Source organism: Rhizobacter sp. P2_G4, from assembly GCF_056403575.1.
In genome coordinates this window covers 40,347-64,783 of sequence record NZ_JBFUFG010000009.1, presented here as the reverse complement: position 1 = coordinate 64,783, position 24,437 = coordinate 40,347, and the positions used below count along the sequence as shown (strand labels likewise).

Annotated in this window: 20 protein-coding genes; 9 read left to right on the top strand and 11 right to left on the bottom strand. The window is 67.4% G+C overall.

The genetic code is table 11. From position 1 onward, the window contains the following. Positions 1 to 5: 5 nt before the first annotated feature. Genes AC1DYS_RS25265 through AC1DYS_RS25235 form a run of 7 tightly spaced genes read right to left on the bottom strand, consistent with a single transcriptional unit; the run spans position 6 to position 8,240 of the window. Positions 6 to 1,262 (bottom strand): acyl-CoA dehydrogenase family protein, encoded by a 1,257-nt coding sequence (locus tag AC1DYS_RS25265; protein ID WP_477904301.1) that lies wholly within the window; start codon positions 1,260 to 1,262, stop codon positions 6 to 8. A 4-nt stretch (positions 1,263 to 1,266) separates the two neighbouring features. Beyond that, positions 1,267 to 2,307: a zinc-dependent alcohol dehydrogenase family protein gene (locus AC1DYS_RS25260; protein WP_477904299.1), complete on the bottom strand. Its 1,041-nt coding sequence runs from the start codon at positions 2,305 to 2,307 to the stop codon at positions 1,267 to 1,269. A 43-nt stretch (positions 2,308 to 2,350) separates the two neighbouring features. Beyond that, complete coding sequence (locus AC1DYS_RS25255; RefSeq protein ID WP_477904297.1) at positions 2,351 to 3,148, bottom strand: enoyl-CoA hydratase; 798 nt, start codon at positions 3,146 to 3,148, stop codon at positions 2,351 to 2,353. Positions 3,149 to 3,158: 10 nt separating this feature from the next. Beyond that, positions 3,159 to 4,340, bottom strand: a complete 1,182-nt coding sequence (locus tag AC1DYS_RS25250) for an acetyl-CoA C-acyltransferase (protein WP_477904295.1) — start codon at positions 4,338 to 4,340, stop codon at positions 3,159 to 3,161. After that, complete coding sequence (locus tag AC1DYS_RS25245) at positions 4,337 to 5,407, bottom strand: acyl-CoA dehydrogenase family protein (RefSeq protein WP_477904293.1); 1,071 nt, start codon at positions 5,405 to 5,407, stop codon at positions 4,337 to 4,339. Before AC1DYS_RS25245 ends, AC1DYS_RS25250 begins: the two co-directional genes overlap by 4 nt. 44 nt (positions 5,408 to 5,451) lie before the next feature. Beyond that, the gene (locus AC1DYS_RS25240; RefSeq protein WP_477904291.1) at positions 5,452 to 6,684 is read right to left on the bottom strand and encodes an acyl-CoA dehydrogenase family protein; all 1,233 of its coding nucleotides are present in this window, start codon (positions 6,682 to 6,684) and stop codon (positions 5,452 to 5,454) included. A 2-nt stretch (positions 6,685 to 6,686) separates the two neighbouring features. Beyond that, positions 6,687 to 8,240 (bottom strand): class I adenylate-forming enzyme family protein, encoded by a 1,554-nt coding sequence (locus AC1DYS_RS25235; protein WP_477904289.1) that lies wholly within the window; start codon positions 8,238 to 8,240, stop codon positions 6,687 to 6,689. A 157-nt stretch (positions 8,241 to 8,397) separates the two neighbouring features. Between AC1DYS_RS25235 and AC1DYS_RS25230 the strand changes: the two genes are divergently transcribed. The 4 genes from AC1DYS_RS25230 to AC1DYS_RS25215 are packed head-to-tail and all read left to right on the top strand — an operon-like array spanning position 8,398 to position 11,884. After that, positions 8,398 to 9,168, top strand: coding sequence for an enoyl-CoA hydratase/isomerase family protein (locus AC1DYS_RS25230; protein WP_477904287.1), 771 nt, complete (start codon positions 8,398 to 8,400; stop codon positions 9,166 to 9,168). A gap of 19 nt (positions 9,169 to 9,187) precedes the next feature. Beyond that, entirely contained in the window at positions 9,188 to 9,556 is a 369-nt protein-coding gene (locus AC1DYS_RS25225) for a Zn-ribbon domain-containing OB-fold protein (protein WP_477904410.1), read from the top strand. Positions 9,557 to 9,569: 13 nt separating this feature from the next. Continuing rightward, positions 9,570 to 10,721, top strand: coding sequence for an acetyl-CoA acetyltransferase (locus AC1DYS_RS25220; protein WP_477904285.1), 1,152 nt, complete (start codon positions 9,570 to 9,572; stop codon positions 10,719 to 10,721). Positions 10,722 to 10,738: 17 nt separating this feature from the next. Beyond that, positions 10,739 to 11,884 carry a hypothetical protein gene (locus AC1DYS_RS25215; RefSeq protein ID WP_477904283.1) on the top strand — a complete coding sequence of 382 codons (1,146 nt, stop codon included), beginning with the start codon at positions 10,739 to 10,741 and terminating at the stop codon, positions 11,882 to 11,884. 132 nt (positions 11,885 to 12,016) lie between these two features. Here the strand turns inward: AC1DYS_RS25215 and AC1DYS_RS25210 are convergent, their stop codons facing one another. Next, the gene (locus AC1DYS_RS25210; protein WP_477904281.1) at positions 12,017 to 12,598 is read right to left on the bottom strand and encodes a TetR/AcrR family transcriptional regulator; all 582 of its coding nucleotides are present in this window, start codon (positions 12,596 to 12,598) and stop codon (positions 12,017 to 12,019) included. A gap of 146 nt (positions 12,599 to 12,744) precedes the next feature. Here AC1DYS_RS25210 and AC1DYS_RS25205 point away from each other — a divergent pair, with 146 nt between their 5' ends. Continuing rightward, entirely contained in the window at positions 12,745 to 13,545 is an 801-nt protein-coding gene (locus tag AC1DYS_RS25205; protein WP_477904279.1) for an SDR family NAD(P)-dependent oxidoreductase, read from the top strand. An 80-nt stretch (positions 13,546 to 13,625) separates the two neighbouring features. Here the strand turns inward: AC1DYS_RS25205 and AC1DYS_RS25200 are convergent, their stop codons facing one another. The 3 genes from AC1DYS_RS25200 to AC1DYS_RS25190 all read right to left on the bottom strand — a co-directional run bounded on the left by AC1DYS_RS25200 (position 13,626) and on the right by AC1DYS_RS25190 (position 19,538). Then, positions 13,626 to 17,288, bottom strand: a complete 3,663-nt coding sequence (locus AC1DYS_RS25200) for a GAF domain-containing protein (protein WP_477904277.1) — start codon at positions 17,286 to 17,288, stop codon at positions 13,626 to 13,628. A 218-nt stretch (positions 17,289 to 17,506) separates the two neighbouring features. Next, entirely contained in the window at positions 17,507 to 18,325 is an 819-nt protein-coding gene (locus tag AC1DYS_RS25195) for a FadR/GntR family transcriptional regulator (RefSeq protein WP_477904275.1), read from the bottom strand. Between the two features lie 31 nt (positions 18,326 to 18,356). Further along, complete coding sequence (locus AC1DYS_RS25190) at positions 18,357 to 19,538, bottom strand: lipid-transfer protein (RefSeq protein ID WP_477904273.1); 1,182 nt, start codon at positions 19,536 to 19,538, stop codon at positions 18,357 to 18,359. A gap of 93 nt (positions 19,539 to 19,631) precedes the next feature. Between AC1DYS_RS25190 and AC1DYS_RS25185 the strand changes: the two genes are divergently transcribed. From AC1DYS_RS25185 to AC1DYS_RS25170, 4 genes are read left to right on the top strand one after another with little or no spacing between them, the layout of a single operon-like run. After that, entirely contained in the window at positions 19,632 to 20,534 is a 903-nt protein-coding gene (locus AC1DYS_RS25185; protein WP_477904271.1) for a MaoC/PaaZ C-terminal domain-containing protein, read from the top strand. Between the two features lie 23 nt (positions 20,535 to 20,557). Next, positions 20,558 to 21,391 (top strand): SDR family NAD(P)-dependent oxidoreductase, encoded by an 834-nt coding sequence (locus AC1DYS_RS25180; RefSeq protein WP_477904269.1) that lies wholly within the window; start codon positions 20,558 to 20,560, stop codon positions 21,389 to 21,391. Between the two features lie 11 nt (positions 21,392 to 21,402). Further along, positions 21,403 to 22,791, top strand: a complete 1,389-nt coding sequence (locus AC1DYS_RS25175; RefSeq protein ID WP_477904267.1) for an enoyl-CoA hydratase-related protein — start codon at positions 21,403 to 21,405, stop codon at positions 22,789 to 22,791. Further along, a complete protein-coding gene (locus tag AC1DYS_RS25170) occupies positions 22,788 to 24,224 on the top strand; it encodes an MFS transporter (protein ID WP_477904265.1) in 1,437 nt (478 codons plus the stop codon). The genes AC1DYS_RS25175 and AC1DYS_RS25170 overlap by 4 nt, the downstream gene beginning before the upstream one ends. The last annotated feature ends 213 nt before the right edge of the window (positions 24,225 to 24,437 follow it).

Genomic DNA, 24,437 nt, shown 5'->3' with positions numbered 1-24,437 from the left:
TCAGGTCACACCTTCGCCGCGCCGATCTGGTTGAAGGGCACGGCCTTGTCGACGCGCACGTCTTCCGGCAGGCCGAGGATGCGTTCGCCGATCACGTTGCGCATGATCTCGTCGGTGCCGCCCCCCAGGCGGTCGACCACGGAGCCAAGCCACTCGGTCTGCCAGACGCCGGCGAACGGCGAATGCGCCGGGTCCATCACCGCGCCCTGCGACTGCATCAACTCCAGCGCGAAGGCCGTCATCTCCTGAACCAGCGTGCCGAGCACGAGCTTGCCAATGGCAATCTCGGGCCCCGGCTCGACGTTGCGTGACAGCGCGGTGAGCATGCGCTGCACGGTGAAACGCACACCGGCTTCGCGGATGTAGTACGAGGCGATGCGTTCGCGCACGCCACCGTCTTCGATCGCGGGCCGGCCGTCGATCTCGGTGTCGCGTGCGAGCTGCACCAAGCTCGCGATCAGGGGCTGCAACTCCTTGATCGCAATGTTCGAGCGTTCGCCGGCGAGGAAGGCGATCACCACCTTCCAGCCCTCGCCGACCGCGCCGATGCGGTTGGCGTCGGGCACGCGCAGTCCGTCGATGAAGACTTCGTTGAAGTTGCTGCCGCCGGTGAGTTGCTTGATCGGGCGCAGCGTCAGGCCCGGCGACTTCATGTCGACGAGGAAGAACGTGAGGCCCTTGTGCTTGGGCACGGTCGGGTCGGTGCGCGCGACCATCACACCCCAGTCGGCGAGCTGCGCGTTGCTGGTCCAGATCTTCTGGCCGCTGACGATCCAGTCATCGCCCTCTTGTCCATGCTCGCGCTCGGCGCGGGTGCGCACACCGGCGAGGTCGGAGCCGGCGCCGGGCTCGCTGAAGAGCTGGCACCAGATCAAGTCACCGCGCAGCGAGGGGCGGATCAGGTCGCGCTGTTGCGCCGCACTGCCCTTCTTCATCAGCAACGAACAGCACCCGCGGTTGACGATCATGAAGTGGTTGGTGGCCGGCACGTCGCAGCGCGCCTCTTCTTCCATGAAGATCATGTTCTGCAGCGAGTTGCCGCCGCGTCCGCCGACCTCGGCGGGGAAGTAGATCGCACCGAAACCGGCGTCGAACTTCTTCGCCTGCCAGGCGCGCGCGAGCGGAAACTCCTTCACGAAGTCGCCGGTCTCCTGGTTCACCACCAGCGAGTTCGCGGCGTCGCGCGGTGCCGTGTTGGCCGCGAGCCACGAGCGTGCTTCGGCGCGGAACGCAGCTTCTTCGGGGGTGTCGTTGAAGTCCATCGAATCACTCCGCGATCTGCAGGCAGACCTTGCCGAACTGCTCGCTCTTCGGTGCCGCGGCGATCGCGTCGATGCCGGCCGCGAACGGCAGCACCCGCTCGATCACCGGCCGCAGTCCGGCCCCCGCGATGGCGCGCGCCATGGCGCGGTGCGACAGCAGCGAGCCAGCGTTGCTGCCATGCACGATGAGGTTGTGGCCCAGCAGCCACGGCAGCGAGACACCGATGTCGGGGCTGCCACCGGCACCGCCCAGCGCGTTGAACACGCTGACCCGGCCGCCGGGGCGCAGTGCCCGAAGCGACTGCGCCATCGTCATCGTGCCGCCGGGGTCGAGCACCAGGTCGGCACCGCGGCCTTCGGTGAATTCGAGCACCGCGGCCGACCACTCCGGCACGGCCTGATAGTTGATCGTGTGGTCGGCACCGAGGGTGCGGGCGCGTGCCAGCTTGTCGTCGTTCTTCGAGGTGACGATCACCTGCGCGCCAGCCTGCTTGGCGAACTGCAGTGCGAACAGCGGAATGCCGCCCGTGCCCTGCACCACCACCACGTCGCCGGCACCGATGAGGCCTTGCTCGCGCACGGCGCACCAAGCGGTAAGGCCGGCGAACGGCAAGGTGGCGGCCTCGGCGTCGCTCAGGTGCGATGGCACGGCGACCAGGCTCTCAGCCGGCACGACCATGTGCTCGGCAAAGCTGCCGTCGACCTCTGCACCGCCGAGCGTCGATCGGGCAATCGCCTCGGGGTGCGCACGCGTGCCCGTCCAGCGCTGAACGAAGAGCGGATTTACGCGATCGCCGATGCGCCACTGCACGACGCCAGCGCCGAGTTCGACGACCTCGCCGACACCTTCGCCGCCGAGCACGCGGGGCACGTGCGCGGCGCCGGATGCATAGGCGCCGGTGGCCACCTTGTAATCGCGCAGCGCCACCGCGGCCGCACGCATGCGCAGCAACACCTGGCCGGGTCCCGGCCGCGGCACGTCGCGTTCGACGAGCGCAAGCCCTTCGAGCCCCACTGTTTGCGAAACGATCGCGTGTGAGGTCATGACAGCCCCTCGCCCGACGGACGCGAACAGAAAGCTTCCATCATCACCCGACCGACTTCGCCGCCTTCAGCGAGGTGGCCATGCCCCGCGCGCCAATGTCCTTGAACTCTTGTGTGGACGAGCTCAGCAGGTGGGTGTCGAAGTGGGCCTGGATCGAATTGCGGAATCCCTGCATGTCGGCCGTGCGGTTGAGCGAGCGCTTCAGCATGCGCAGCGCCATGGGCGGCGCAGCGGCGATGCGCTCGGCCAGCTGCAGCGTGGTCGACTCAAGCTCCGCGCGCGGCACCACGTGGTTCACCATGCCCCACTCCTTGCCTTCGGCCGCCGTGATGCGCTGGCCGGTGAACAGGAACTCTTTCGCCTTGCGTGTACCCAGCACCCACGGGTGCACCAGCGCCTCGACCGCAGCGGCGCCCAGGCTGTGCGCGACCGGGTCGCTGAAGAAGGCGTCGTCGGCGGCCACCATCAGGTCGCACATGTTGGCCACCATGAAGCCGGCCGCGATGCACCCGCCCTGCACCTGCGCAATGGTGGGCTTGGGGAAGTCCCAGATGCGCAGCGCGTTGCCGAGGTAGTGGTCCTGTTCCCACACCCAGTGCTGCTCGGGGGTGTATTCGCTGCGTTTGGCGAAGCCGTCGAACAGGTCGTGGCCGGCACAGAAATGGTCACCAGTGGCGGCCATGATCAGCACCCGCACGCTGTCGTCGCGCGCAGCGCGTGCCAGCGCGTCGTCCAGCTCGGCAAGCAGGTTCTCGCTCTCGGCGTTGCGCTTGTTCGGCCGGTTGTGCGAGACGCGCAGCACCGGGCCGAGTTGTTCGTACAGGATGTCTTCGTAGTTCATCTTTGTCTCCTCAAACGATCTCTAGCAGCGCGGCTGCGCCCATGCCGCCGCCCACGCACATCGTCACCACGGCATACCACGCACCGCGACGCCGGCCCTCGATCAGCGCATGGCCGACCAGCCGCGAGCCGCTCATGCCGAACGGGTGGCCGATGGCGATGGCGCCGCCGTTCACGTTGAGCCGGTCGGGTGGGATGCCAAGCTTGTCGCGGCAATACAGCACCTGCACCGCAAAGGCCTCGTTGAGCTCCCACAGGCCAATGTCGTCAACCGTGAGGCCATGGCGCGCAAGCAGCCGCGGCACCGCGAACACCGGGCCGATGCCCATCTCATCCGGCTCACAACCGGCGACCTCGAAGCCGCGAAAAATGCCGAGCGGCGCGAGGCCCAGTCGCCCCGCGCGACGCGCATCCATCAGCACGCAGGCCGAGGCGCCGTCCGAAAGCTGGCTCGAGCTGCCGGCAGTCACCACGCCGATGTCACCGGCAACCGGCTTGAGCCGGGCCAGCCCTTCGGCGCTCGTGTCGGGCCGGTTGCCTTCGTCGCGCATGAAGTGCAGCCGCTGCTCGCCGCTGGCCTGCCCGGCCTTGTCGACGAGCAACTGCACCACGTCGATGGGAACGATCTCGGCGTCGAAGCGGCCGAGTTCCTGGGCTGCCGCAGTGCGGCGCTGGCTCTCGAGTGCGTAGGCATCCTGCGCGTCGCGATCGATCCGATAGCGCGAAGCCACGTTTTCGGCGGTCTGGATCATCGTTGCGTAGACGCCGGGGTGGCGCTCGAGCACGAGTTCGTCGCGGGCGCGAAAGCTGTTGCGGTGGTTCTGCACCAGCGACACCGATTCGACCCCCCCGGCCACGGCGACCTCGATTTCGCCGCAGCGGATGCGGTTCGCCGCGATCGCAATCGCGTTCAAGCCCGAAGCGCACTTGCGGTCGAGCGTGGCCGCCGGAACCGACACCGGCAAGCCGGCGTGCAGAGCTGCCTGGCGCGCGATGTTGCTGCCGGTAGCACCTTCTTGCCAGGCACAGCCGAGCACCACGTCATCGATCGCGTCGCCCGCCAGGCCGGCGCGCTGCACCGCGGCGGCGATCACGTGCCCACCGAGGGCCGCGCCATGCGTGTTGTTCAGCGCGCCGCGAAAGGCGCGGCCGATCGCCGTGCGCGCGGTCGAGACGATCACGGCTTCATTCATGCTGCACCTTCATCGCCTGTGGCCTGCATCAGCGCGGCGGCATCACCGCGCTGCGTCAGGTCGACCCAGAACGCATCGACACCCCGGGCGATCACAGCCTGGCCGAGGGTCTCGCTCCAGTGGCGGTCATTGCCGAACTCACTGCGCCACGACAGCAGGCGCTGCGTGAAATGGCGCAGGTCGTATTCGTGCGTGAAGCCGATCGCGCCATGCACCTGGTGCGCGACGGCCGCACCTGCGTCGATGGCGAGGTTGGCTCGCAGTTTGGCGGCCGCAATCTCGAAGGCCGCCTCGCCCAACGTGGCAGACCGGAACGCTGCGCGGGCCGCACAACCGACCGCGGCCACCTCGGCACCGAACGCGGCGAGCTGCTGCTGCACTGCCTGGAAATTGCCGATCGGCTTGCCGAACTGCACACGCTCGCGGGCGTACTGCACCGTGCGCGCCAGCACCGCATCGAGCGCACCGGCAATCTGCCCGACGCGCAGCAATGCGCATTGGTAGAGAAATCGGCGTGGCAGCGTCGCATCGCAGAAGACGGCAGTGACCAGCGCGGCGTCGAAGTAGAGCTTGTCGCGCGGCTCGCCGGCCGGGTTGTGGCCGGCGCGCAATGCGTTGGCTGCGGCTCGCGGCAACAGCAGCAGGCAAGCCTGCCCACCCAACTCGGCCACGGCGACGAGGTGGTCCACGTGCCGGCCCCAGGGCACCGCGTGCAGCGTGCCGGTGAAGCGCCAGCCGGTGCCGGCGTCACCCTCCAGCGCACCGATGGCCGTCGGCGCGAGGCCAACCGCGCCGGCAGGCGCATCGAGCCCGGCCTGCGCGAGCAACGCGTGGGCCAGCATCGCTTCGCAAATGGGGAGGCCAATGGCATGAGCCCCCACGGCCTGGGCGACGACCTGCGCGTCTTCCCAGGTACCGCCGATGCCACCGGCGTCTTCGCCGACCAGCAGCTGCGGCAGGCCCATCGCGGCCAGCTGTTGCCATAGCCCGACGTTCCAGCCTTCAGACACCGCAGCCTGCGTCGTGGTGCTGTCGCGAAGCAGCCGCGCCAGTGAATCGGCGAGCATTACCCTCTGCTCCGCTCTTTCTGCCTTTTCCGTTTGATCCGAACTCATCGCAATCCCAGTCCTCTGGCAATGATTCCGCGCAAGATCTCGCGCGTGCCACCACGCAGCGAGAACGATGGTGATGTCTGCAGCAACAGCGCGAGCACACGCGCGAGCGGCGCGTCGTCTTCGAGCGCAAGGCCGGCATCGGCCACGGCCTGCGCACGGCGCGGCAGCGCCTGCTCGAAGCTGTTGCCCAGGTCCTTGACGATGGCTGCCTCGACGGCGGGGTCGCGGCCGGCAGCCAGCTGGCCTGCGACCGAGAGCGACATCTGCCGCAGCGTCCACAGCTCGGCGACCGCGCAGCCCAGGAGTTGCTGCATCGCTTCGGAGGCCCGCGCGCCAGGCGCGGCAGCTTCGCGCAGCAACTCGACGAAGAGCGCATGGCTCGACAGGTAGCGCTCGGGGCCGCTGCGTTCGAGCGAGAGCTCGCTGGTGCACTGCTGCCAGCCCTGCCCTTCCTGCCCCAGCAGCCGGTCATGCGGCACCAGAACCTCGTCGAAGAACACCTCGTTGAAGTGCACGTCACCGACTAGGTCGGGAATCGGGCGCACGGTGATGCCGGGCGTGTTCATGTCGATCAGGAACTGGGTCAGGCCTTCGTGGCGCTTGGGTCCGCCGCCGGGCCGCCCCAAGGCGGACGCGCCCCCTCGGGGGGCCGGCGCCCCAGGCGCCTCGGGTGCGACATCATTCCCGTCACCGGTGCGCACGAGGGCGATCATCGTGTGGGCCTGCTGCGCATGCGTGGTCCAGACCTTCTGGCCGGTGATGCGCCATCCATCGCTTGTCTTCACGCCCCGCGTGCGCACGGAGGCGAGATCGGAGCCGGCATTCGGCTCGCTCATGCCGATGCAGAAGAAGCACTCACCCTGGGCGATGGCGGGCAGGTAGCGTTCACGCTGGGCCTCGGTGCCATAGCGCAGCAAGGCCGGGCCGCTCTGCCGGTCGGCGATCCAGTGTGCACCGACCGGTGCGCCTGCGGCCAGCAACTCTTCGAGCAGCACGTAGCGCTCCAGCGCGCTGCGCTCGCTGCCGCCGTAGCGCTTCGGCCAGGTCATGCCGATCCAGCCGCGCCGTGCGAGCTTGCGGCTGAACGCTGCATCGAACACCGACCATGAATTGGCCCGCCGCTCGGCCGGTGCGCTGCCGAGTTCGTCGCGCAGGAATGCGCGCACCTCGGCGCGGAATTCACTCGTGCCCTCAGGCATCTCGACCGGGTCGAAGGCGAAGGTCTGCATGGCTACTGGCTCACGCTCGCGAAGCGCTCGCGCAACTCGCGCTTGCTGACCTTGCCGGTGGCGAGCACCGGCAAGGCCTCGACGAAGACCACCGACTTCGGGCACTTGTACGAAGCGATCAGGCTGCGTGCGTGGGCAATCAGCGCGGCCTCGTCGGCGCTACCGCCGGTGCGCCGCACGACCACCGCCTTGACGGCTTCGCCCCAATGGGCGTCGGGCACGCCGATCACTGCCACGTCTTGCACATCGGCGTGCTCGAGCAAGGCCTGTTCGACCTCGCGGCTGTAGACGTTCTCGCCGCCGGTGATGATCATGTCTTTCTTGCGGTCGACGAGGAAGAGGTAGCCCTCGTCGTCGAGATAGCCCACGTCGCCGGTGTGCACCCAGCCGTCGCGCATGGTCTCGCGTGTGGCCTCGGGGTTGTTCCAGTAGCCGCTCATCGCGGTGTCGGACCGCGCGAGCACCTCGCCGGGAACGCCCGCTGCGCAGTCGCTGCCGTCGTCGGCCAGGATGCGCAGCTCGCTGCGCGGATGCGCCTGCCCAACCGACGCGAGCCTGCGCCGCTGCTCGGGTGTGCCATCGGGGAAGTGCTGCCACGCGTGCAACAGCGTCGGCAGGTTGATCTCGGTCTGGCCATAGCCGTTGACGAGGATGGGCCCGAAAGCGGCCAGCGCCCGGCGCAGCAGCGGCACCGGCATCGGCGCGGCGGCGTACATCAGCATGTGCAGGCTCGACAGGTCGTGGTCGGCGAACCCCGGCGCATCGAGCAGCGCCTGCAGCATCGTCGGCACCAGGTGCATGGCGGTGACGCGCTCACGCGCAATGCATTGCAGCACGGCCTGCGCATCGAAGCCTCGCTGCAGCACGATCGTGCCGCCTCGCCACTGCGCGCCGGCGGCAAGGCTGCGCGCGCCGATGTGGAACAGCGGCGCGATGGCCAGCAGCCGGTCATCGCCACCGAGCCTGAGCTCGCTGGACAGCGTCTCGGCCAGGCAAGCCTGCGCGCGGTGGCTCTGCACGACGCCCTTGGGGCGCCCGGTCGTGCCGCTGGTGTAGATGATGCACAGCGGATCGTCGGGCTGCGCCTGCGGCACGGGCAAGGCAGCACGGTCGTCGGCGATCAGCGCCTCGTACGGCTCGGCCCAGGCCGGGCACTCGGCCGGCGTGCCGATGCACACACAGCATTCGATGCCGCGCAAACGCGAACGCAGCGCCTCGACGAGCGCGGCGTACTGCGCCTCGAACAGCAGTGCACGAGGCTGCGCGTCGCCAAGAATCCACTCGATCTCGGCGGGGGCCAGGCGCCAGTTCACCGTCGTCAGCACGACGCCCGACCACTCCGCGGCACCGTAGACCTCCAGGTACTCGATGCCGTTCATCGCGAGGATGGCGACCCGCTCGCCGCGCCGCAGGCCGCGCTCGTGCAGGCCGCCGGCCAGGCGTGCGACGCGATCCGCGTACTGCGAATGGGTCAGGCGCTGCTCGCCGAACACCAGCGCCACACCGTGCGGAAAGTGGCGCGCGTTGCGTTGGATGATCTGGCCAGGGGTCGGCATCGGTGGGCTGAGCAAGGGTAAAAACAGAATCAGTTGAGCGAGGCTAACATAGTTAACTAAGTTGCCTATATGCGGGTCATCCCTGAGCGGATTTCGTCCCTGCCTGAAACCTTAATCACTAAACTGAGAACACTTAGATCACCATGTAAGGCACAGCGTGTCAATCGACCTGCATACCGACGGAGCCGTGGCCACGGTCACCCTGAACCGCCCCGAAAAGAAGAACGCGATGCTGCTGGCCATGCGTGATGCGCTGGCCGATGTCTGCGAACAGCTCAACGACAGGCCGGAGATCCGCGCCGTCGTGCTCACCGGGGCCGGCACCGACTTCTGCGCCGGTGCCGACATCGGAGAGATGGGCATGGGCGGGCTGAACGGTTCGTTCCTGCGTGCTCGCCACATGCACAAGGTGATTCGCTCACTGGCACGCGTGCAGAAGCCGATGGTGTGCGCCACCCGCGGCGTGGCGGTGGGCATGGGTTTCTCGATGGCACTGGCCTGCGACGTGATCATCGCGTCCGAGACCACCCGCTTCTCGCAGATCCAGAAAAAGATCGCGCTGCCACCCGATGCCGGCGGCGCCTGGTTCCTGACGCGCGCGCTCGGCGTGTCGCGTGCCAAAGACCTCGCGTTCTCGGCCCGCATGGTCGGCGCCGAGGAGGCGCTGCAGCTCGGCCTGGTGCAGCGTGTCGTGCCCGATGCGCAGCTGATGGACACGGCGCTGGCGCTGGCGCATGAATACGCCGCCGCGCCGACCATCGCACTCGGCCTGGCCAAGCGCATGTTCGACGTGGCCGCGACGCTGACCCTCGACCAGTTCATGGACCTCGAAGGCAGCATGCTGCCGTTGGCCGTGCAGGCCGACGATTTCAAGGAAGGCACGCAGGCCTTCAAGGACAAGCGCGCTGCGCGCTTCAGCGGCCACTGACCGCGCGAGCGCACCCATGATGGAAGCAACGACCCACCCTGAAGCGGAGTACCGCGACCACCTCGCGGCTGGCCGCTTCATGCTGCAGCGCAGCCGCAGCAACGGCGGCTTCGTGTTTCCCCCGCGCGTGGCCCAGCCCGGCAGCGGCGCCACCGACCTGGAATGGGTCGAGGCCTCGGGCCTGGGCACGGTGTACTCGTCGACGACAGTGCGGCAGAAGCCACCGGCAGCCGACTACAACGTCGCGCTGATCGACCTGGCCGAAGGCCCGCGCATGATGAGCCGCGTGGTCGGCGTGAGCCCTGGCGCGGTAACGATCGGCATGCTGGTGCGCTCGCGCATCGTGGTCGAGAACGACGTGTCAGTGGTCGAGTTTTACCCAGCCTGACAGGAACAGGGCGATGCATGGTTTCCCACGCGGCAAGACCGCGATCGTCGGCGCGGCCACCTTCGGTGTCGGCAAGTCGCCCGGCTTCGAGGCCATCGACCTGGCGGCACACGCCGCGCTGCTCGCATTGGCCGATGCGGGCCTGCGCCCGGCCGATGTCGACGCACTCTTCATTGCGCAGCCGCAAGACACGCTGGCCGGGCTGACCTTCAGCGAGTACCTCGGCATCCGGCCGAAGATCACGGACAACAACCGCAGCGGTGGTTCGGCCTTTCTGCTTCAGCTTGAACACGCCGCGCTGGCGCTCGACGCCGGCCTGTGCGACGTGGCCCTCATCGCCTACGGCAGCAACCAGGCCACCGCCAGCGGCGCGCTGGTTCAGACCAGCCGCTCGTCTCCGCATGAAGCGCCGTACAAGCCGCTGCGGCCGATCACGTCGTACGCGCTGGCTGCGGCGCGCCACATGCACCGGTATGGCACCACCAAGCAGCAACTCGCCGAGGTGGCCGTGGCCGCGCGGCGTTGGGCGCAGCTGAACCCTGAGGCTACGGCGCGCGACGATCTGAGCATCGACACGGTGGTCAACGCCCGCATGGTGAGCGACCCGCTCGGCGTGCGCGACTGCTGCCTCGTCACCGACGGCGCGGCCGCGATCGTGCTGACGCGCAGCGACCGCGCGCGTGACCTGCATGTGCGGCCCATCCACGTGCTCGCCGCCGCCGCGGCGGTGACGCACGCCGACATCTCGGCCATGCCCGACCTCACCGTGACCGGTGCTGTCGAGTCCGGGGCACGCGCCTACGCGCAGGCCGGCGTGACGGCAGCCGACATCGACGTTGTGCAGGTCTACGACGCCTTCACGATCAACACGATCCTGTTCCTCGAAGACCTGGGCTTTTGTGCCAAGGGCGAAGGCGGCGCTTTCGTCTCGGGCGGACGCATCGCCCCCGGCGGTGCGTTGCCGGTCAACACCAGCGGCGGTGGGCTGTCGTACTGCCACCCGGGCATGTTCGGCTTGTTCACGCTGGTGGAGTCGGTGCGGCAGCTGCGCGGCGAGGCCGGCGACCGGCAGGTGCACGGCGCCGAATTGGCGCTCGCGCATGCGAACGGTGGTGTACTTTCCAGCCAGGCCACCGCAATCCTCGGCACGGCCGCCACGCTCTGAATCAAGCAGGAGACAACATGAGCACAGACCACGACAGCTACGACAAGCAGTACATCGCGGCGCATGCCGAAGTTCACACTCCGCCGATCACGCTCGACGACGAGGTGCCCCGCTTCGAGGTGCTGCAGCACGAGAAGACCGACCTGTGGGAAGAAACTGCCTTCGCGCTGGTGGCCGAATGCGGTGACCACGACGTGCTGATGTGGACGGCGGGCTACCTGCTCAAGGGCAACGGCCGCGGTGTCTGGATCGACACGCAGGCGGCCGAGCACGACATGATGTTCATCGCCGTGCCTCGCGCGAACCGCGGCACCATGACCGACAACCCCTTCGCCCGCAGCGGCTGGCACCGCACCGAGCGGTTGGGCTTCGACGACGTGAAGGTCGAACGCAGCAGCGACCGGGTGTCATGGCAGTTCGAGGAACAGCAGTTCATCTCGCAACCGAACGCCCAGCCGCCGCTCTGGCAGGCCAAGGGAAAGGTCGCCGGGTTGGAACTAGACCTTGCCTACCGCCAGATGGGCAAGCCGATCTGGAACTGGGGTTCGTTCGCCTCAGCCGCCCAGACCGAGCGCGGTGGCTACGACGTGTTCGCCAAGGTCGACGGAACCATCAAGGCCGGTGACCGGACCTTCGTCGTCGAGAACGGCCAGGGCGTGCGCGAGCACATCCTCGTCGGCCAGGCCGCCGACCCGATCCGCAACCTGCCCGCACCGCGCGTGATGTGGTGGCTGTATGCGACCAAGGGCGACATCGGCATCAACTTCTTCCGGCCGGGCATCGTCGACATCGGCACGGTCTACGTGGGCGAGCGCGAGATCAAGTTCAACCCGGCCGCCGGCAAGGGCAGCATCAGCTACCACGCACTCGCGCACTGGGAAGACCCGCGCAGCGGCTACAACCTGCCCGTGCGCTGGCACCTGAACATGAGCTCGGCCGAATGCGTGGTCGACTTCGACATCCGCTGCCACGGCCGCGCCTACGAGTACTGGAACTGCGACGCCGGCGTGCGCATGTACTGCTACCAGATCTGCGTGTGCGACGGCTTCGTGCAGTTTCCCGACGGACGCAAGGTCGAGTTCAAGGACCACCTGATGCTCAACTCGTTCAACCGGACCATCCTGGTCAAGAAAGAACGCATCGACGGGCCAATGTACGAATAGGGTCGGCAGAAATGATGACGGCAGGTCGTTGACTGCCCGCAGCCACGCACACTCAACAGCACCCAACGCGCGGGCAGCGCCTTAGGAGCTGCGTGACGCAGCCTTGAGCGGCTCTCCCTCCGCTCGTTACGCTCACTCGGACGATTTACGCTCTCTCGCGAGCTTTGAACTTGCTTCGATCATCTCGCGCGCCTCTCGCAGAATCTCCTCCGAGAGCTTCGGATCGTCGACAGCGCGAGAGAGCATCAGTGCTCCCACCATCGTGGAAAGCGTCCGAATCGATTCGCTTCGCGCATTCTTCTTGACGCGCCCGCGGAACAGCCGCTGCAGCTTGTCAATCATCGCGACGAGGTGATGCGTCAAGACAGAGCGCACTTCCTTCTCACGCGAAATCTCGGAGGCCAACGCGGGCAGCAGGCAACCCTGGCCGGGCGCATCGCGGTGTTCCTCGCTGAGGTAACCGTGCAGGTATGCCAACAGGTCTTCAGGTGTGCCAGCTGCCGAATCCATGTCTGCCAGCGCCTTCTCTGAAGCGTCCTGAAGGCTCTCGGAAATCAGGGCCTCTTTGGATTCGAAGTGGTTATAGAACGGCCCGTGAGTGAGGCCGGTCGCCTGCATGATCTTCCCGACGCTGACGCCCGCGAACCCATGTTCACGGAACAACGCAGATGCTGCGCTGAGGATTCGCGAGTGTTTCTCCGCTGTCTCGGCCACTGGGTACCGCATCTGGAATCCCTTTCTGCTTCGGATTGAACGCTTGACATTTTACATGATGACCATCATGCTTCGCTCAAGCGTGATGGTCATCATGTTTGAAACGAAAGCCCGTGCGCACACGCACATCCCTGTTGGAGTACTGAATGTCTGATAGCAAGAACCTCGGCACCGCCGTCATCACTGGCGCCTCCGCCGGCCTCGGCCGCGTGTTTGCAGACCGCCTCGCCAAGCGCGGGTACAACCTTCTACTCATCGCCCGCCGCGGTGATCTGCTCGACGAAGTCGCCAAGAGACTCCGCAACTCATACGGTGTCACCGTCGAGACGCTCACCGCCGACCTGTCCAAGCCTTCCGAGCTTCAGGCCACGGCTGAGAAGTTGTCAGCCGACTCGAGCATCACCATGCTGGTGAACAACGCCGGTGTATCGACACTGGCCCCCATCGGCGGGACCAAGGCCGCTGAGGCTGCCAGCATGATTTCGGTCAACATCAGCGCGCTGACAGCACTGACCATCGCCGTTCTGCCGGGGTTCAAGGCTCGGGACAAGGGCACCATCGTGAACATCGGCTCGGTTCTCGGCTTTGCAGGCTTGCCCATCAGCAGCATCTACAGCGGCACTAAAGGCTACGTGTTCCTCTTCACGCGAGGGCTGCAAGAGGAAGTCGCAGGCACCAAGGTGCGCGTACAGCTGGTCGCCCCTGCCGCGACCGCCACCGATATCTGGGAGCTGTCGGGCGTGCCACTTTCGAACCTCGACGCAGCGACCGTCATGACCGCCGAGAACTGCGTAGACGCGGCGTTGCGCGGCATGGACCTCGGCGAGACCGTGACGATGCCGTCTTCCAACGAAGTGGAGCTGCTCTCCCGGTTCGATGAGTTGCGCATCAAGCTCCTCGTCACGGCACAGCACGGGAAGCCCGCAGACCGCTACGCCGCGGTCTAAGTACACCGGAGTACATAGCAACGGCCTCGCGACGCGCCGGCACCGGTGCGTCGCGTCGGTACGCCGACCCCCCGGGTTCCTTACCGCCGCGGCGTGGCCAGCAGCCTCTGCATGTCAGCCAGGAAGCGGTCGAAATCCAGCGGCTTGGTCCAGTAGTCCGCGACGCCATGGGCGCGAGCCTGCGCGACCGACTCGGGCATCGCGCTCGCAGACAGCGCGACGACGGTGAGGTCGCGGGTCGTGGGGTCGGCGCGCAATGCATCGAGCACCGCGAAGCCGTCGATGTCGGGCAGCTGCATGTCGAGCAGCACGAGGTCGGGTCGCAGCGAGCGTGCGAGTTCGATGCCGTTCGCGCCGTCTTCGGCTTGCACCAGGCGCACCCCGCTCCAGCGCGCCAACAGCTGTTCGACGAGCAGCTGGTTGACCGGGTTGTCTTCGATGTACAGCACCATGCCGACCGGTGACGCCGCATGGGCCGTCGCGTCGTCCAGCGTGGCGCGGATCGAGGGCATGAACGGCGGTGCATCGCCCGGCTCGGCTCCACGATAGGCCGGAAGTGAGACGCGCACGCGCGTGCCCCGCCCAACCTCGCTGTCGACGTCCATCAGGCCGTCCATCAAGCGCACCAGCTGGCGCGTCAGCACCAGGCCGATGCCGGTGCCTTGCACACCGCCGCGTTCCTGGCCGAGCCGGTTGAACGGCTCGTACAGGTGGGCCAACTGGTCGGGCGTCATGCCGACGCCGCTGTCGATCACGTCGATGAGCACGGCCTTGGCATCGCGGGCCACCTGGACCTGCACCGACCCACCTCGCCGGTTGTACTTGACGGCGTTGGAGAGCAGATTGATGAGAACCTGCCGCAGGCGGATCGGGTCCGCAAGCACCCAGGCAGGCGGCTGCTCAGGATCGGGCGCTGCCAGGCTGACACCCAACGGCTGCGCCAGCGGCTCTGCCATGTTGAGCGCCTCGACGAGCAGAGGGCCGAGCTCCACAGCCTGCGCCTGCACCAGCAACTGACCGATCTCGATGCGCGAAACGTCGAGCAGATCATTGATCAGCGCCAGCAAATGCCAGCCTGCGCCGCGCACGTGCTCGAGCTGCGTCAGCTGTTGCGGGGTGAGCCGGTTATGCGCATCCGCCTGCAGCAGCTGTGAGAAGCCGAGCACCGCGTTGAGCGGCGTACGCAGTTCATGGCTCATCCGAGACAGGAACTCGCTCTTGGCGCGGCTGGACGCCTCGGCCGCCCGCCTTGCTGCCGCCTCGATTTCGGCCTGCTTGCGCTCGGTGAGGTCGAGCACGAACGAGACGCCGTTGTCTTGCGAACCTTCCAGCAAGGCGCCACCAATCAAGACCGGGATGCAGCGGCCGTTCTTGTGGATCAATTGGGTTTCGTACGGCGAGGCCGTGCCGGTGCGGCGCAGCTCTTCGGTGGCCCGCACGTCGGCGGCCAAGTCGCCCTGCGGCGTCATCGCGGTCCACAAAAACTGGCCCGACAGCAGTTCTTCGCGGCTGTATCCGACCAGGCCCAGGAACGCTTCATTCGCATCCGATATGCGCCCGGACCGACTCCAGAAGAAGACGCCGATGACGTTGGATTCGACCAGCCGTTGCACGCGCAGCAAGCTGTCGCGCAAACGCGCCTCGCTGTGCTGCAACTCGCGACGAACCAGCAGGCTCGACAGGCCGTCGGCCAGGCGCCGGCCGATCTCCTGCAGGAGCTTCTCGTCGTCGGCGGTCCATTCACGCGCGTTGGAGCACTGATGCAACCCGAACAGGTAGGGCTTGTCCGTCGGCGGGTAGATGGCCATGCACAGCATCGACTGCACGCCGAATTGTTCCCGCACTGCGCCAGGCACTTGGTGCGTCGACTGCGCACCGAAGCGCAACGGACAGGGGGAGCTCAGCACGGCCCGGAACAGCTCGCTGAGCTCCGGGTCCATCGGCAACCCGTGCCCAAGCGCCGAGGCCCCAGGGTATTCGGGGCGCGTGCGTTCCATCGGCACGCGCCACGTCGGCGACTCGGGGTCGCACGGGTAAAGCAGCCATGCTCGATCGCATGCAAAGGTCGACAAGACCGCGTCGAGCACACCGCTCATCATCTGCTCGAGATCGTCCGACTCCTGGAGCGTGAGATTGATCCGGTCCATGCTGGCAAAGAAATGCAGCGTGGCCTGCTGCTGCTGCTCGAGGCGCTGGTGCTCGATGCGCGTGCGCAGCACCACGATGCCGAACGCCAGGTCGCCCGACAGTTCATGAAGCAGGCGCATCTCGTCCGCAGCGAAGACGGTGATGTCTTTCGAGTACAGGACGAGAACGCCAAAGGTGCGCTGGCGTTCATCTTTCAGAGGCAGAGAGATGATCGAACGAAAGCCGCATTGAAGGGCGCGATCGCGCCAATGTCCGGCAGGGAAATCGGCCTCGATGTCCTGCACCCACACGCTTTGCTCGTTTCGAATGGCGGTTCCGGAGGGGCCGCTTCCGAAGCCGGTGTCGGCCCAGGTGAGCGAGGCGTTGTCGAGAAACCCCCCATCGGCCCCTCCCCTGGCCACCAGGCGGATGCTCTGGGCTTCATCGTCCTCGCGATACCCCACCCATGCCATGTGGTAGCCGGCCTCGTCGCAGACGATGCGGCAGATTTCGTCGAGCAGCATCTGCTCGTTCCTGGCCCGCAGCAAGGTCTGGTTGCAGCTGCTGATGGCACGCAGTTCGCGGTTCAAGCGCCGCTGCGTTTCCTGGGCGAGCTTGTGCGCCGTGATGTCGCGGAAGGTCGTGACCACCGCATACGGGGCCGATTCGCCGCCCGCAACGAGCGGCTGCGAGTTGATGGAGATCCAGACCCGGCTCGCATCGGGCCGGTAAATTCCCATGACCACGTCGGTCTGCGGTTCTCCGGTGCGCAGGGTGACTGTCGCAGGATGGAGATCACCGGGGAAAGCGCTGCCATCTTCGTGGATCGCCCGCCACTGCACATGATCGGAAGCGCGGCCGAGCATCTGTTCGGCAGACCGCCCGTGGATGCGCTCGGCGGCGGGGTTGGCGGCCGAGACCTGGCCGCTCGCGTCCTGCACGCAGACGCCTTCGGCCAGGCTGTTGAACAGCGACCGATACAAGGTCTCCGTGGTGTCCAACGCCTGCTCCACCCGCTTGTGTTCCAGGCGGCCGCGCAGGGTCAGGATGCCGAAAGCCAGGTTGCCCGCCAGTTCGCTGAGGATGCCGATCTCGTCGACATCGAACCCGTTGACCTCGCTGGAATGGATCGCCAGCACACCGAAGGCCAGGCCTTCGGTCTTCAATGGCAGGGCAACGACAGACCGGTAGCCACGCCGCAGGGCCTCGCCACGCCAGCTGGCCACGGCCGGGTCGTTGAGGATGTCGCGGGAAAAGCAGGGCTGCCCCGTGCGGACCGCCGTGGCCCCCGGGCCGCGGCCGTACTCGCTGTCTTCCGCCCAGCTCGCGTTGGTGCTCTTGACGAACGCGCCTTCGACGCCGCCATAGGCTGCCGGCCGCCAGGACTTGGCCTCGTCGCGCTCTGCGAACGCGACCATGGCCATGCGGTAGCCGCCATCATCGACCGCAATGCGGCAAACCTCCTGCAGCAAGGCATCTTCGTCGGTGGCATGAATCAGCGCCCCGTTCGAACCACGCAACATTCGCAAGGCGCGATGGGTTCGAGCCAGGTCCACGACGGCTTGGGGCTCGCCCTTCGCGCCGGGATCGGTCGCCGGACCGTCGAGGTCAGACATGACGTCCGCGAGGCGTGACGAAATGAAGCATCGCTGCCTCCCTGAAGCGAGGTCCCGACCCTGATGGGTCACGCAGGTCGCCCAGCCTCACCCGGGAGATTGCAGCGATGTCTCTCCTGCGCGTCGGCTCATTGTCACCCCAAACACAGCCGTGGCCAGAGGGTGATTACGGGCCGCTCGCCCACCGCCATGCGGCGAATCGGACGATGCTCGCGGGCCTACTCCAGCAGATCGATCGGCCGATCCACCGCGTAGTTCTCGCGGATCAGCTTGTCGATGGTCTCGAGGTACTTGCGCCAGTAGGCCTCGGCACCTGCACCGTCTCCGGCTTCGATCAGGGCCAGTAGTTTCTCGTGCGCTTTCATGCCCCGCGTGCGCGAGGCGGAATCGAAGCGCTGCACATTGGCCGCCAGCGCGGTGGTCGAAATGTGGCTCTCGTAGATGTGCGTGAGCATGCTCATCAGCAGGATCAGCGGGCCATTGCCCGTGAGCTCGATCAGTGCGCGGTGGAAGCGCGCCGACGCGCGGGCGTGGCCGACTTCATCCTTGGCGGCGAGCGTGGCGCGTTCCTGCTCGATGAGCTGGCTCAGCACCCCCGGCGCGGTGCGCCGCGCGGTCGTCGCCACCAGGTACACGCACGAGGGCTCTATCAGCAACCGGGCGCCGTAGATCTCGGCCAGGGTCGTGGCCCGGCTCTGCAGCACCAGGCCGAAATGGCGCGCCGCCAGGCGAGGGTCGGGCAGGTGCACGCGCGGGCCGCCGCGCGAGCCGCGGGTGACCGTGAGCAGCGCCTCGGACTCAAGAATGCGCAGGGCCTCGCGCAGCGTGGGCCGCGAGACCGAATAGCGCGTCACGAGTTCGCCTTCGGAGGGCAGCGTGTCGCCGTCTTTCAGCTCGCCGCGAACGATCTTGCTGCGCAGGTCGCGGGCGACCAGCTCGGCTGTCTTCGGCACACGGAAGGGCTGGTCATCGCTGCTGCGAACGTCCAGCGATTGGCGCGCTCTGGCCAGCGCGGTGGCTTCGGGGTCGTCGGCCATGTCGTGCAATCAGGTAGCTAGGTTGACTGAATTATGACCCGAACACCGTCACCACACAGGCCCCTCCGAGCCCCACGTTGTGCTGTGCACCGAGCCGTGCGCCCTCGACCTGCCGCTCGCCGGCTTCGCCGCGCAGATGCCACACGATCTCGGCCGTCTGCGCGAGCCCCGTGGCTCCCAGCGGGTGGCCCTTCGAGAGCAGCCCGCCCGATGGGTTGGTGACAACGCGCCCGCCGTAGGTGTTGTCGCCATCACGCACGAACTGCTCCGCGCCGCCCTCGGGGCAGAGGCCGAGCGCTTCGTAGCTGATGATCTCGTTGGGGGTGAAGCAGTCGTGCAGTTCGACCACGTCGAGTTCATCGGCGGTGATGCCGGCCTGCGCATACGCCTGCTGCGCGGCGCGCCGTGTCATGCCGGCCCCGACGCCCTCGATCATGCTGCCAGTCTCGAAGCTGGTGCCGGTGTCGGTGGTCAATGCCTGGCCGGCAATCTCGATGCTGCGGGTCAGGCCATGCCGGCGTGCGAACTCGGCCGACACCACCAGCGCCGCCGCGGCACCGCAGGTCGGCGGGCAGCACTGCAGCCGCGTCAGCGTGCCGAAGATGTGTGGCGAAGCCAGCACCTCTTCGACCGTGGTCGGCTCGCGGAACACAGCGAAGGGGTTGCGCGCAGCGTGGCGGCGCGACTTGACGGAGACCATCGCGAAGGTGCTGTCGGCGATGCCGTATTTCTGCTGGTATTCGCGGCCCGCACCGCCGAAGTACTGCGCCGCCAGCGGCGCCTTCGCGTCCCACCCCACCGTGCGGTCGACCATCGCATTGAGCATGCCGTTGACACCCGGCCGGTCGTTGAACGGAGAGGACAGCGCGCCGGCGAGCATCTGCTCGAAACCAAGAGCCAGCACCACGTCGACGCTGCCGCTCTCGACGGCCTGGCGTGCCAGGTAGAGGGCGGTCGACCCGGTCGAGCAGGCGTTGTTGACGTTGACGATCGGGATGCCCGTGAGGCCCAGCGGGTACAGCGCCTGCTGGCCCGAGGTGGTGTCGCCGATGACAAAACCGACGTAGGCCTGCTGCACCTGCGTGTAGTCGATGCCGGCGTCGCGCAGCGCGAGACGCGCGGCCTCGGCCCCCATCGCGTCGTAGGCCGGGCTGCGGCCCGCCTTGGTGAACGGGACCATGCCGACGCCGGCGATGCGGGCCTTGTCTTTCATCGAGTCTCCTGAAGGCTGCGTGGCTTTGCCGCGCGCGGGTTGCCACCGATTGCTTGTAAGTCGAGATGGCCAGTATAGTTAACTACGTTAGCGATGTACAGAAAACTGGACGCGATGATCGACTACGAGAAATTGATGCGTTGGCCCTTGCCGCCAGTGACGCAGACCTACACCGAGCGCGACACCATCGTCTATGCCTTGGGGCTCGGCGTGGCGAACTCGATGCCGCTGGATGCGGCCGGTCTGCGCAGCGTTTACGAAGGCGCACCGGGTGGCTTGTGCCCGCTGCCTAGCATGGCCGTCGTTCTGGCCACCGGCCCTTTCTGGATGCAGGACCCGGCCACTGGCATCGACTGGCAGCGCATCCTCCATGGCGAACAGACATTGACGCTGCACAAGCCCCTGCCGGCCGCGGCCACCGTGATCGGCGAGCACCGCATCGAGGCCATCTTCGACAAGGGCCCCGACAAGGGCGCGGTGATGCTGCTGAGCCGGCAGTTGTTCGACGCAGCCAGCGGCGATCGACTCGCGACCGTGGGCTCGACCGCATTCATGCGCGGCGATGGGGGGTTCGGCGGCCGCAACGAGGGTGCGCCGAAGCCGCACCCTGTGCCGAGTGACCGCCCCGCAGACTTGACGCTGGACCTGCCGACACGCGTCGACCAGGCACTGATCTATCGGCTGAGCGGCGACCTGAACCCCTTGCATGTGGACCCGGCGGTGGCACGCGCCGCAGGGTTCGAGCGGCCCATCCTGCATGGCCTGTGCAGCTACGGCATCGCGGCACGGGCGCTGGCCACGCTGCTGTGTGCCGACGACCCGGCGCTGCTGACCCGGCTCGACCTGCGCTTCGCGAGCCCCGTCTACCCGGGCGAAAAGATCCGCACGGAGGTCTGGCTCGAAGCGCCGGGTCATGCCGCCTTTCGCGCACGCGTGGTCGAGCGCGACCAGTTGATCCTGAACAACGGCCGGGCCGAGTTCGCGCCCGCTGCCTGAACCCATACATCAAGGAGATTTCCATGGGCTTGCTCGACGGCCAGGTGGCCATCATCACCGGCGCAGGCGGCGGCCTCGGCCGCAGCTATGCACGGTTGCTGGCCAGCGAAGGCGCGGCCATCGTCGTGAACGACATGAACGCGGAGGCAGCGCAGAAGGTCGTGGCCGAGATCTCGGCCAGCGGCGGCCGGGCCGTGACCTGCGTGATGGACGTGGCCAGCGTCGCCTGCGGCGAAGCAATCCTGAAAACAGCGCTTGAAGCCTTTGGCGGTGTCGACATCCTGGTCAACAACGCCGGCATCCTGCGCGACAAGAGCTTCGCCAACCTGGCCGAGGAAAACTGGGACGCCGTGGTCAAGGTCCACCTCAAGGGCACGTATTGCGTCACCCAGCCGGTGTTCCGCTGGATGAAGGAGCAGCAGCGCGCCGGCGTGATCGTCAACACCAGTTCATCGTCGGGCCTGGGCGGCAGCTTCGGCCAGACCAACTACGGCGCGGCCAAGGCCGGCATCTGGGGCTTCTCGAACTGCCTCGCGCTCGAAGGACAGAAGTACGGAATTCGCGTGTGGACCTTGTGCCCTGCCGCCGCCACGCCGATGACGCAGGGCTTGATGACGGCGGAGATGGTGGCCAACTGGTCGCCTGACCGCGTGGCCTCGGTGGTGCTGTACATGGTGAGCCGGCTGTCCGGCAGCAAGACCAACAAAACACTGTTCGCCTCGGGCAGCAAGGTGATGGAGCTCAAGATGGTGGCATCGGCCGGCGTGCCGAACGGGCCCGACTTCGATGCCCACGCACTGGCCGCTGCCGAAGACCGCGTGTTCCTGCCCGAGCAGGCGCTCGACTTCAACGGCTGAGCACGACTCGCATGCCTGCGCCGCTGCCAATCGTCACACTGCATGTCGATGCCGACGGCATCGCGCTGATCACGCTCGACGATCCTGCACGCACGATGAACGTGACCTCGCCGGAGCTGATTGCCGAGCTGATGGCGGCGCTCGACCGAGTTGCCACCGACCCGTCGATCACCGGCGCGGTACTCACCTCGGGCAAGGCGGGCAGCTTCGTCGCCGGTGGAGACATCAAGGACTTCGTCGGTGCGCACGACCGCGGCATGACCGAAGCCGAGGCGTTCGAGATCAGCCACCGCTGGAACGTGGACCTGCACCGCATCGAGCGCTGCGGCAAACCGATCGCTGCAGCCATCAACGGCGTGGCGCTGGGTGGCGGCTACGAACTGTGCCTGTGCTGCCAACACCGCGTGCTCGCTGACGACGAGAACGTGCGCGTCGGCTTGGTCGAAGTGACGATCGGCCTGCTGCCCGCCGGCGGAGGCACACAGCGCCTGCCGCGGCTCATCGGCGTGGCGCCCGCGCTGGCGCTGATGCTCGAAGGTCGCCGCCTCCGCCCTGCCGAGGCGCTGGCCTGCGGAGCGGTGGACCAAGTGGTACCGCACGACCGGCTCGTAAACACCGCACGCGACTGGGTGCGCAGCCACCCAAAGGCCGTGCAGCCCTGGGACGCACCCGGCTACCACGCCACCGATGGTGGCTTCGACTGGCCGGCCGAACGTGCCGCGCTGCTCGAACGCACTCACGGCCGCTACCCGGCGCCGCTGGCCCTGTTCGATGCGGTGCGAGACGGCTTGCCGCTCGCCATCGAAGACGGCCTGCGCGTCGAGTCGGGCTGTTCCGCGACATTGCTGCCAAGCGCAGTGGCTCGCAACCTGATGCGCAGCGGCTTTGTCCACCGCCAGCTCGCGAAGCGCTTCGCCGGCCCGCCCGGCCCGTATGTGCAACGCCTGCGGCGGGCCTGTGAACAAGAAGTTGCTGCACTGCTCGACGAAGGCGTCGCCCCGGCCGCGATCGAGCAGGCAGCCCGCAGCGCAGACTGGTCCGCCCTGCCTTGGCCTGCTGAATCCATGGGTGCCACGGCAGGGAACGGTGGCATCGACACCGAAGCACTGGCTCGGCGCCTGCTCTGCGCCGCCGCACTCGAAGGCATCCGCTGCTTCGACGACGGCACGGCAAGCACTGCCGCCGAGGCCGATGTCGGCGCGCTGGCCGGCATCGGCTACCCGCGATGGACCGGCGGCGTGCTCTCGTACGTCGAGACCGTCGGCCTGGTGCACTTCTTGGCAGAAACCGAAACTCTGGCGGGCAAGCACGGAGTACGCTTCACGCCGCCCCCCGGTCTGGTCGAGCGCGCACGCGCCGGGCGCAAGTTCTACGACAGCGCGATGGAGACCCCAAAATGATCCAGCCTGCCCGAAGCAGCGTCGTGCTTGCCGCCCTCGTGCTCGCCGAGATCGTCAGCGCGGTCGAGGCGACGATGGTGTTCGCCGCCATGCGCGTGTTCTACCGCGAGTTCGGCGACCCGGTGCTGGTTGGCTGGGTCGTCACCGCCTTCCTGCTCGTGGCCGCGGCATCGGCATCTGTGTGCTCACGCCTGGGCGACATGTTTGGGCGCCGCCGGCTGCTGCTGATCGTGCTCGTGCTGGCGTGCCTCGGTTCGTTGATCAGCGCATGGGCCACCACGGCACCGGTGGTGATCCTGGGCCGCGCGGTGCAGGGCATGTCGGGCGCGGTGATGCCGCTGTGCTTCGGCCTCGTGCGCGAGAGCCTGCCCGAGCGCAGGGTTCCGTTCGGCATCGGCGTCGTCTCGGCAGCGGCCTTCGTGTCAGGCGGCGCGGCCATCTTCATCGGGGGGGTGCTGGTTGACCGGTTCGATTGGCACTGGATCTTCTATGTGGGCGCGGCCACCGCCGTGCTCGCGTTCGCCGCCGTCTGGTTCGGCGTGCCGCGTTCCGTCCAAGCGAAAACGAACGAGCCGGTGGACTGGCTCGGCGCGCTGCTGCTGGTGCCGTCGATCGCCGCGATCCTCGTGGCCTTGAGCCAGGCCAAGGCCTGGGGCTGGGGTGACATGCGCACGCTGGTGCTGCTCATCTGCGGCATCAGCGCCCTCGGCATCTGGGTGTGGCATGAGCTGCGCATCCGCACCCCGCTGATCGACGTTCGCCTGCTCGGCCACCGCCAACTCGCGCTGGCCAACATCGGCGTGGTGCTGCTTGCCCTCGGACCCCTGCAGTCGGGTCTGCTGCTGTCGCTGCTGCTGCAGCAACCGGAGTGGACCGGCGTGGGGCTGGGCCTGAGCGCCACGACGGCGGGCCTCATCCTCGCCCCGCCGATGGCACTTGCGATGTTCGTTGGCCCCGGCTGCGGCGCACTCGCGGCACGCTTCGGCGCACGCGTTCCCGCGCTGCTGGCCTGCGGCCTGCAGTTGCTGGGCTGGGGCGGCATCGCGTTGCAGCATGATTCGCTGCCCTTCGTTGCGGCGATGGTCGTCATGCAAGGCATCGGCATGGCAATGGCCTATGCGGCGGCCCCAATGCTGATCGTCGAAGTCGCACCTCCCGACCGCACCAGCGAGGTCACCGGCGTGTCGTCGGTCATCCGCTATGTGTTCAACGCCGTAGGCTCGCAGGTGATCGCCCTGATGCTGGCCAGCGCCGTCGTGAGCGACTCGGCGCACGGGCCAGGCAGGTACCCCGCCCCCTCGGCATTCGCGCTCACGCTCGCGGTGGTGGCGGGGTTGTGCGTTCTGAGCCTGATCGTCACGGCATGCCTGCCGGTGCGGGTACGGAGTTCGGTGCGAGAGGTGGCTGTCGGCGGGAAGGTGTCGGCGACGTAGCAGCGTGATGCGGACTGTGAAGTCCGCATTGCTATGGCAGTCTCACCGAATTTCGAATTCCTCCGCCCTGTTCTGAGTTCTCAGTCGATCCTCCTGCGGGCTAAATCAACGTCCGGAGTCGACCCAGTTCCTGACACTAGCGACCGGTGGCCTGCAGGTATCTCACCGCACTACTCCAAACTCAGGAGCGTCAGTGACCGTCCCATGTGGGCA

What these genes read in the sequence shown, in the direction of transcription:
- AC1DYS_RS25265 (WP_477904301.1), bottom strand. Translation starts at nt 1,262, where the DNA reads ATGGACTTCAACGACACCCCCGAAGAAGCTGCGTTCCGCGCCGAAGCA.
- AC1DYS_RS25260 (WP_477904299.1), bottom strand. Translation starts at nt 2,307, where the DNA reads ATGACCTCACACGCGATCGTTTCGCAAACAGTGGGGCTCGAAGGGCTT.
- AC1DYS_RS25255 (WP_477904297.1), bottom strand. Translation starts at nt 3,148, where the DNA reads ATGAACTACGAAGACATCCTGTACGAACAACTCGGCCCGGTGCTGCGC.
- AC1DYS_RS25250 (WP_477904295.1), bottom strand. Translation starts at nt 4,340, where the DNA reads ATGAATGAAGCCGTGATCGTCTCGACCGCGCGCACGGCGATCGGCCGC.
- AC1DYS_RS25245 (WP_477904293.1), bottom strand. Translation starts at nt 5,407, where the DNA reads ATGCTCGCCGATTCACTGGCGCGGCTGCTTCGCGACAGCACCACGACG.
- AC1DYS_RS25240 (WP_477904291.1), bottom strand. Translation starts at nt 6,684, where the DNA reads ATGCAGACCTTCGCCTTCGACCCGGTCGAGATGCCTGAGGGCACGAGT.
- AC1DYS_RS25235 (WP_477904289.1), bottom strand. Translation starts at nt 8,240, where the DNA reads ATGCCGACCCCTGGCCAGATCATCCAACGCAACGCGCGCCACTTTCCG.
- AC1DYS_RS25225 (WP_477904410.1), top strand. Translation starts at nt 9,188, where the DNA reads ATGGAAGCAACGACCCACCCTGAAGCGGAGTACCGCGACCACCTCGCG.
- AC1DYS_RS25220 (WP_477904285.1), top strand. Translation starts at nt 9,570, where the DNA reads ATGCATGGTTTCCCACGCGGCAAGACCGCGATCGTCGGCGCGGCCACC.
- AC1DYS_RS25215 (WP_477904283.1), top strand. Translation starts at nt 10,739, where the DNA reads ATGAGCACAGACCACGACAGCTACGACAAGCAGTACATCGCGGCGCAT.
- AC1DYS_RS25205 (WP_477904279.1), top strand. Translation starts at nt 12,745, where the DNA reads ATGTCTGATAGCAAGAACCTCGGCACCGCCGTCATCACTGGCGCCTCC.
- AC1DYS_RS25200 (WP_477904277.1), bottom strand. Translation starts at nt 17,288, where the DNA reads ATGTCTGACCTCGACGGTCCGGCGACCGATCCCGGCGCGAAGGGCGAG.
- AC1DYS_RS25195 (WP_477904275.1), bottom strand. Translation starts at nt 18,325, where the DNA reads ATGGCCGACGACCCCGAAGCCACCGCGCTGGCCAGAGCGCGCCAATCG.
- AC1DYS_RS25190 (WP_477904273.1), bottom strand. Translation starts at nt 19,538, where the DNA reads ATGAAAGACAAGGCCCGCATCGCCGGCGTCGGCATGGTCCCGTTCACC.
- AC1DYS_RS25185 (WP_477904271.1), top strand. Translation starts at nt 19,632, where the DNA reads ATGTACAGAAAACTGGACGCGATGATCGACTACGAGAAATTGATGCGT.
- AC1DYS_RS25180 (WP_477904269.1), top strand. Translation starts at nt 20,558, where the DNA reads ATGGGCTTGCTCGACGGCCAGGTGGCCATCATCACCGGCGCAGGCGGC.
- AC1DYS_RS25175 (WP_477904267.1), top strand. Translation starts at nt 21,403, where the DNA reads ATGCCTGCGCCGCTGCCAATCGTCACACTGCATGTCGATGCCGACGGC.
- AC1DYS_RS25170 (WP_477904265.1), top strand. Translation starts at nt 22,788, where the DNA reads ATGATCCAGCCTGCCCGAAGCAGCGTCGTGCTTGCCGCCCTCGTGCTC.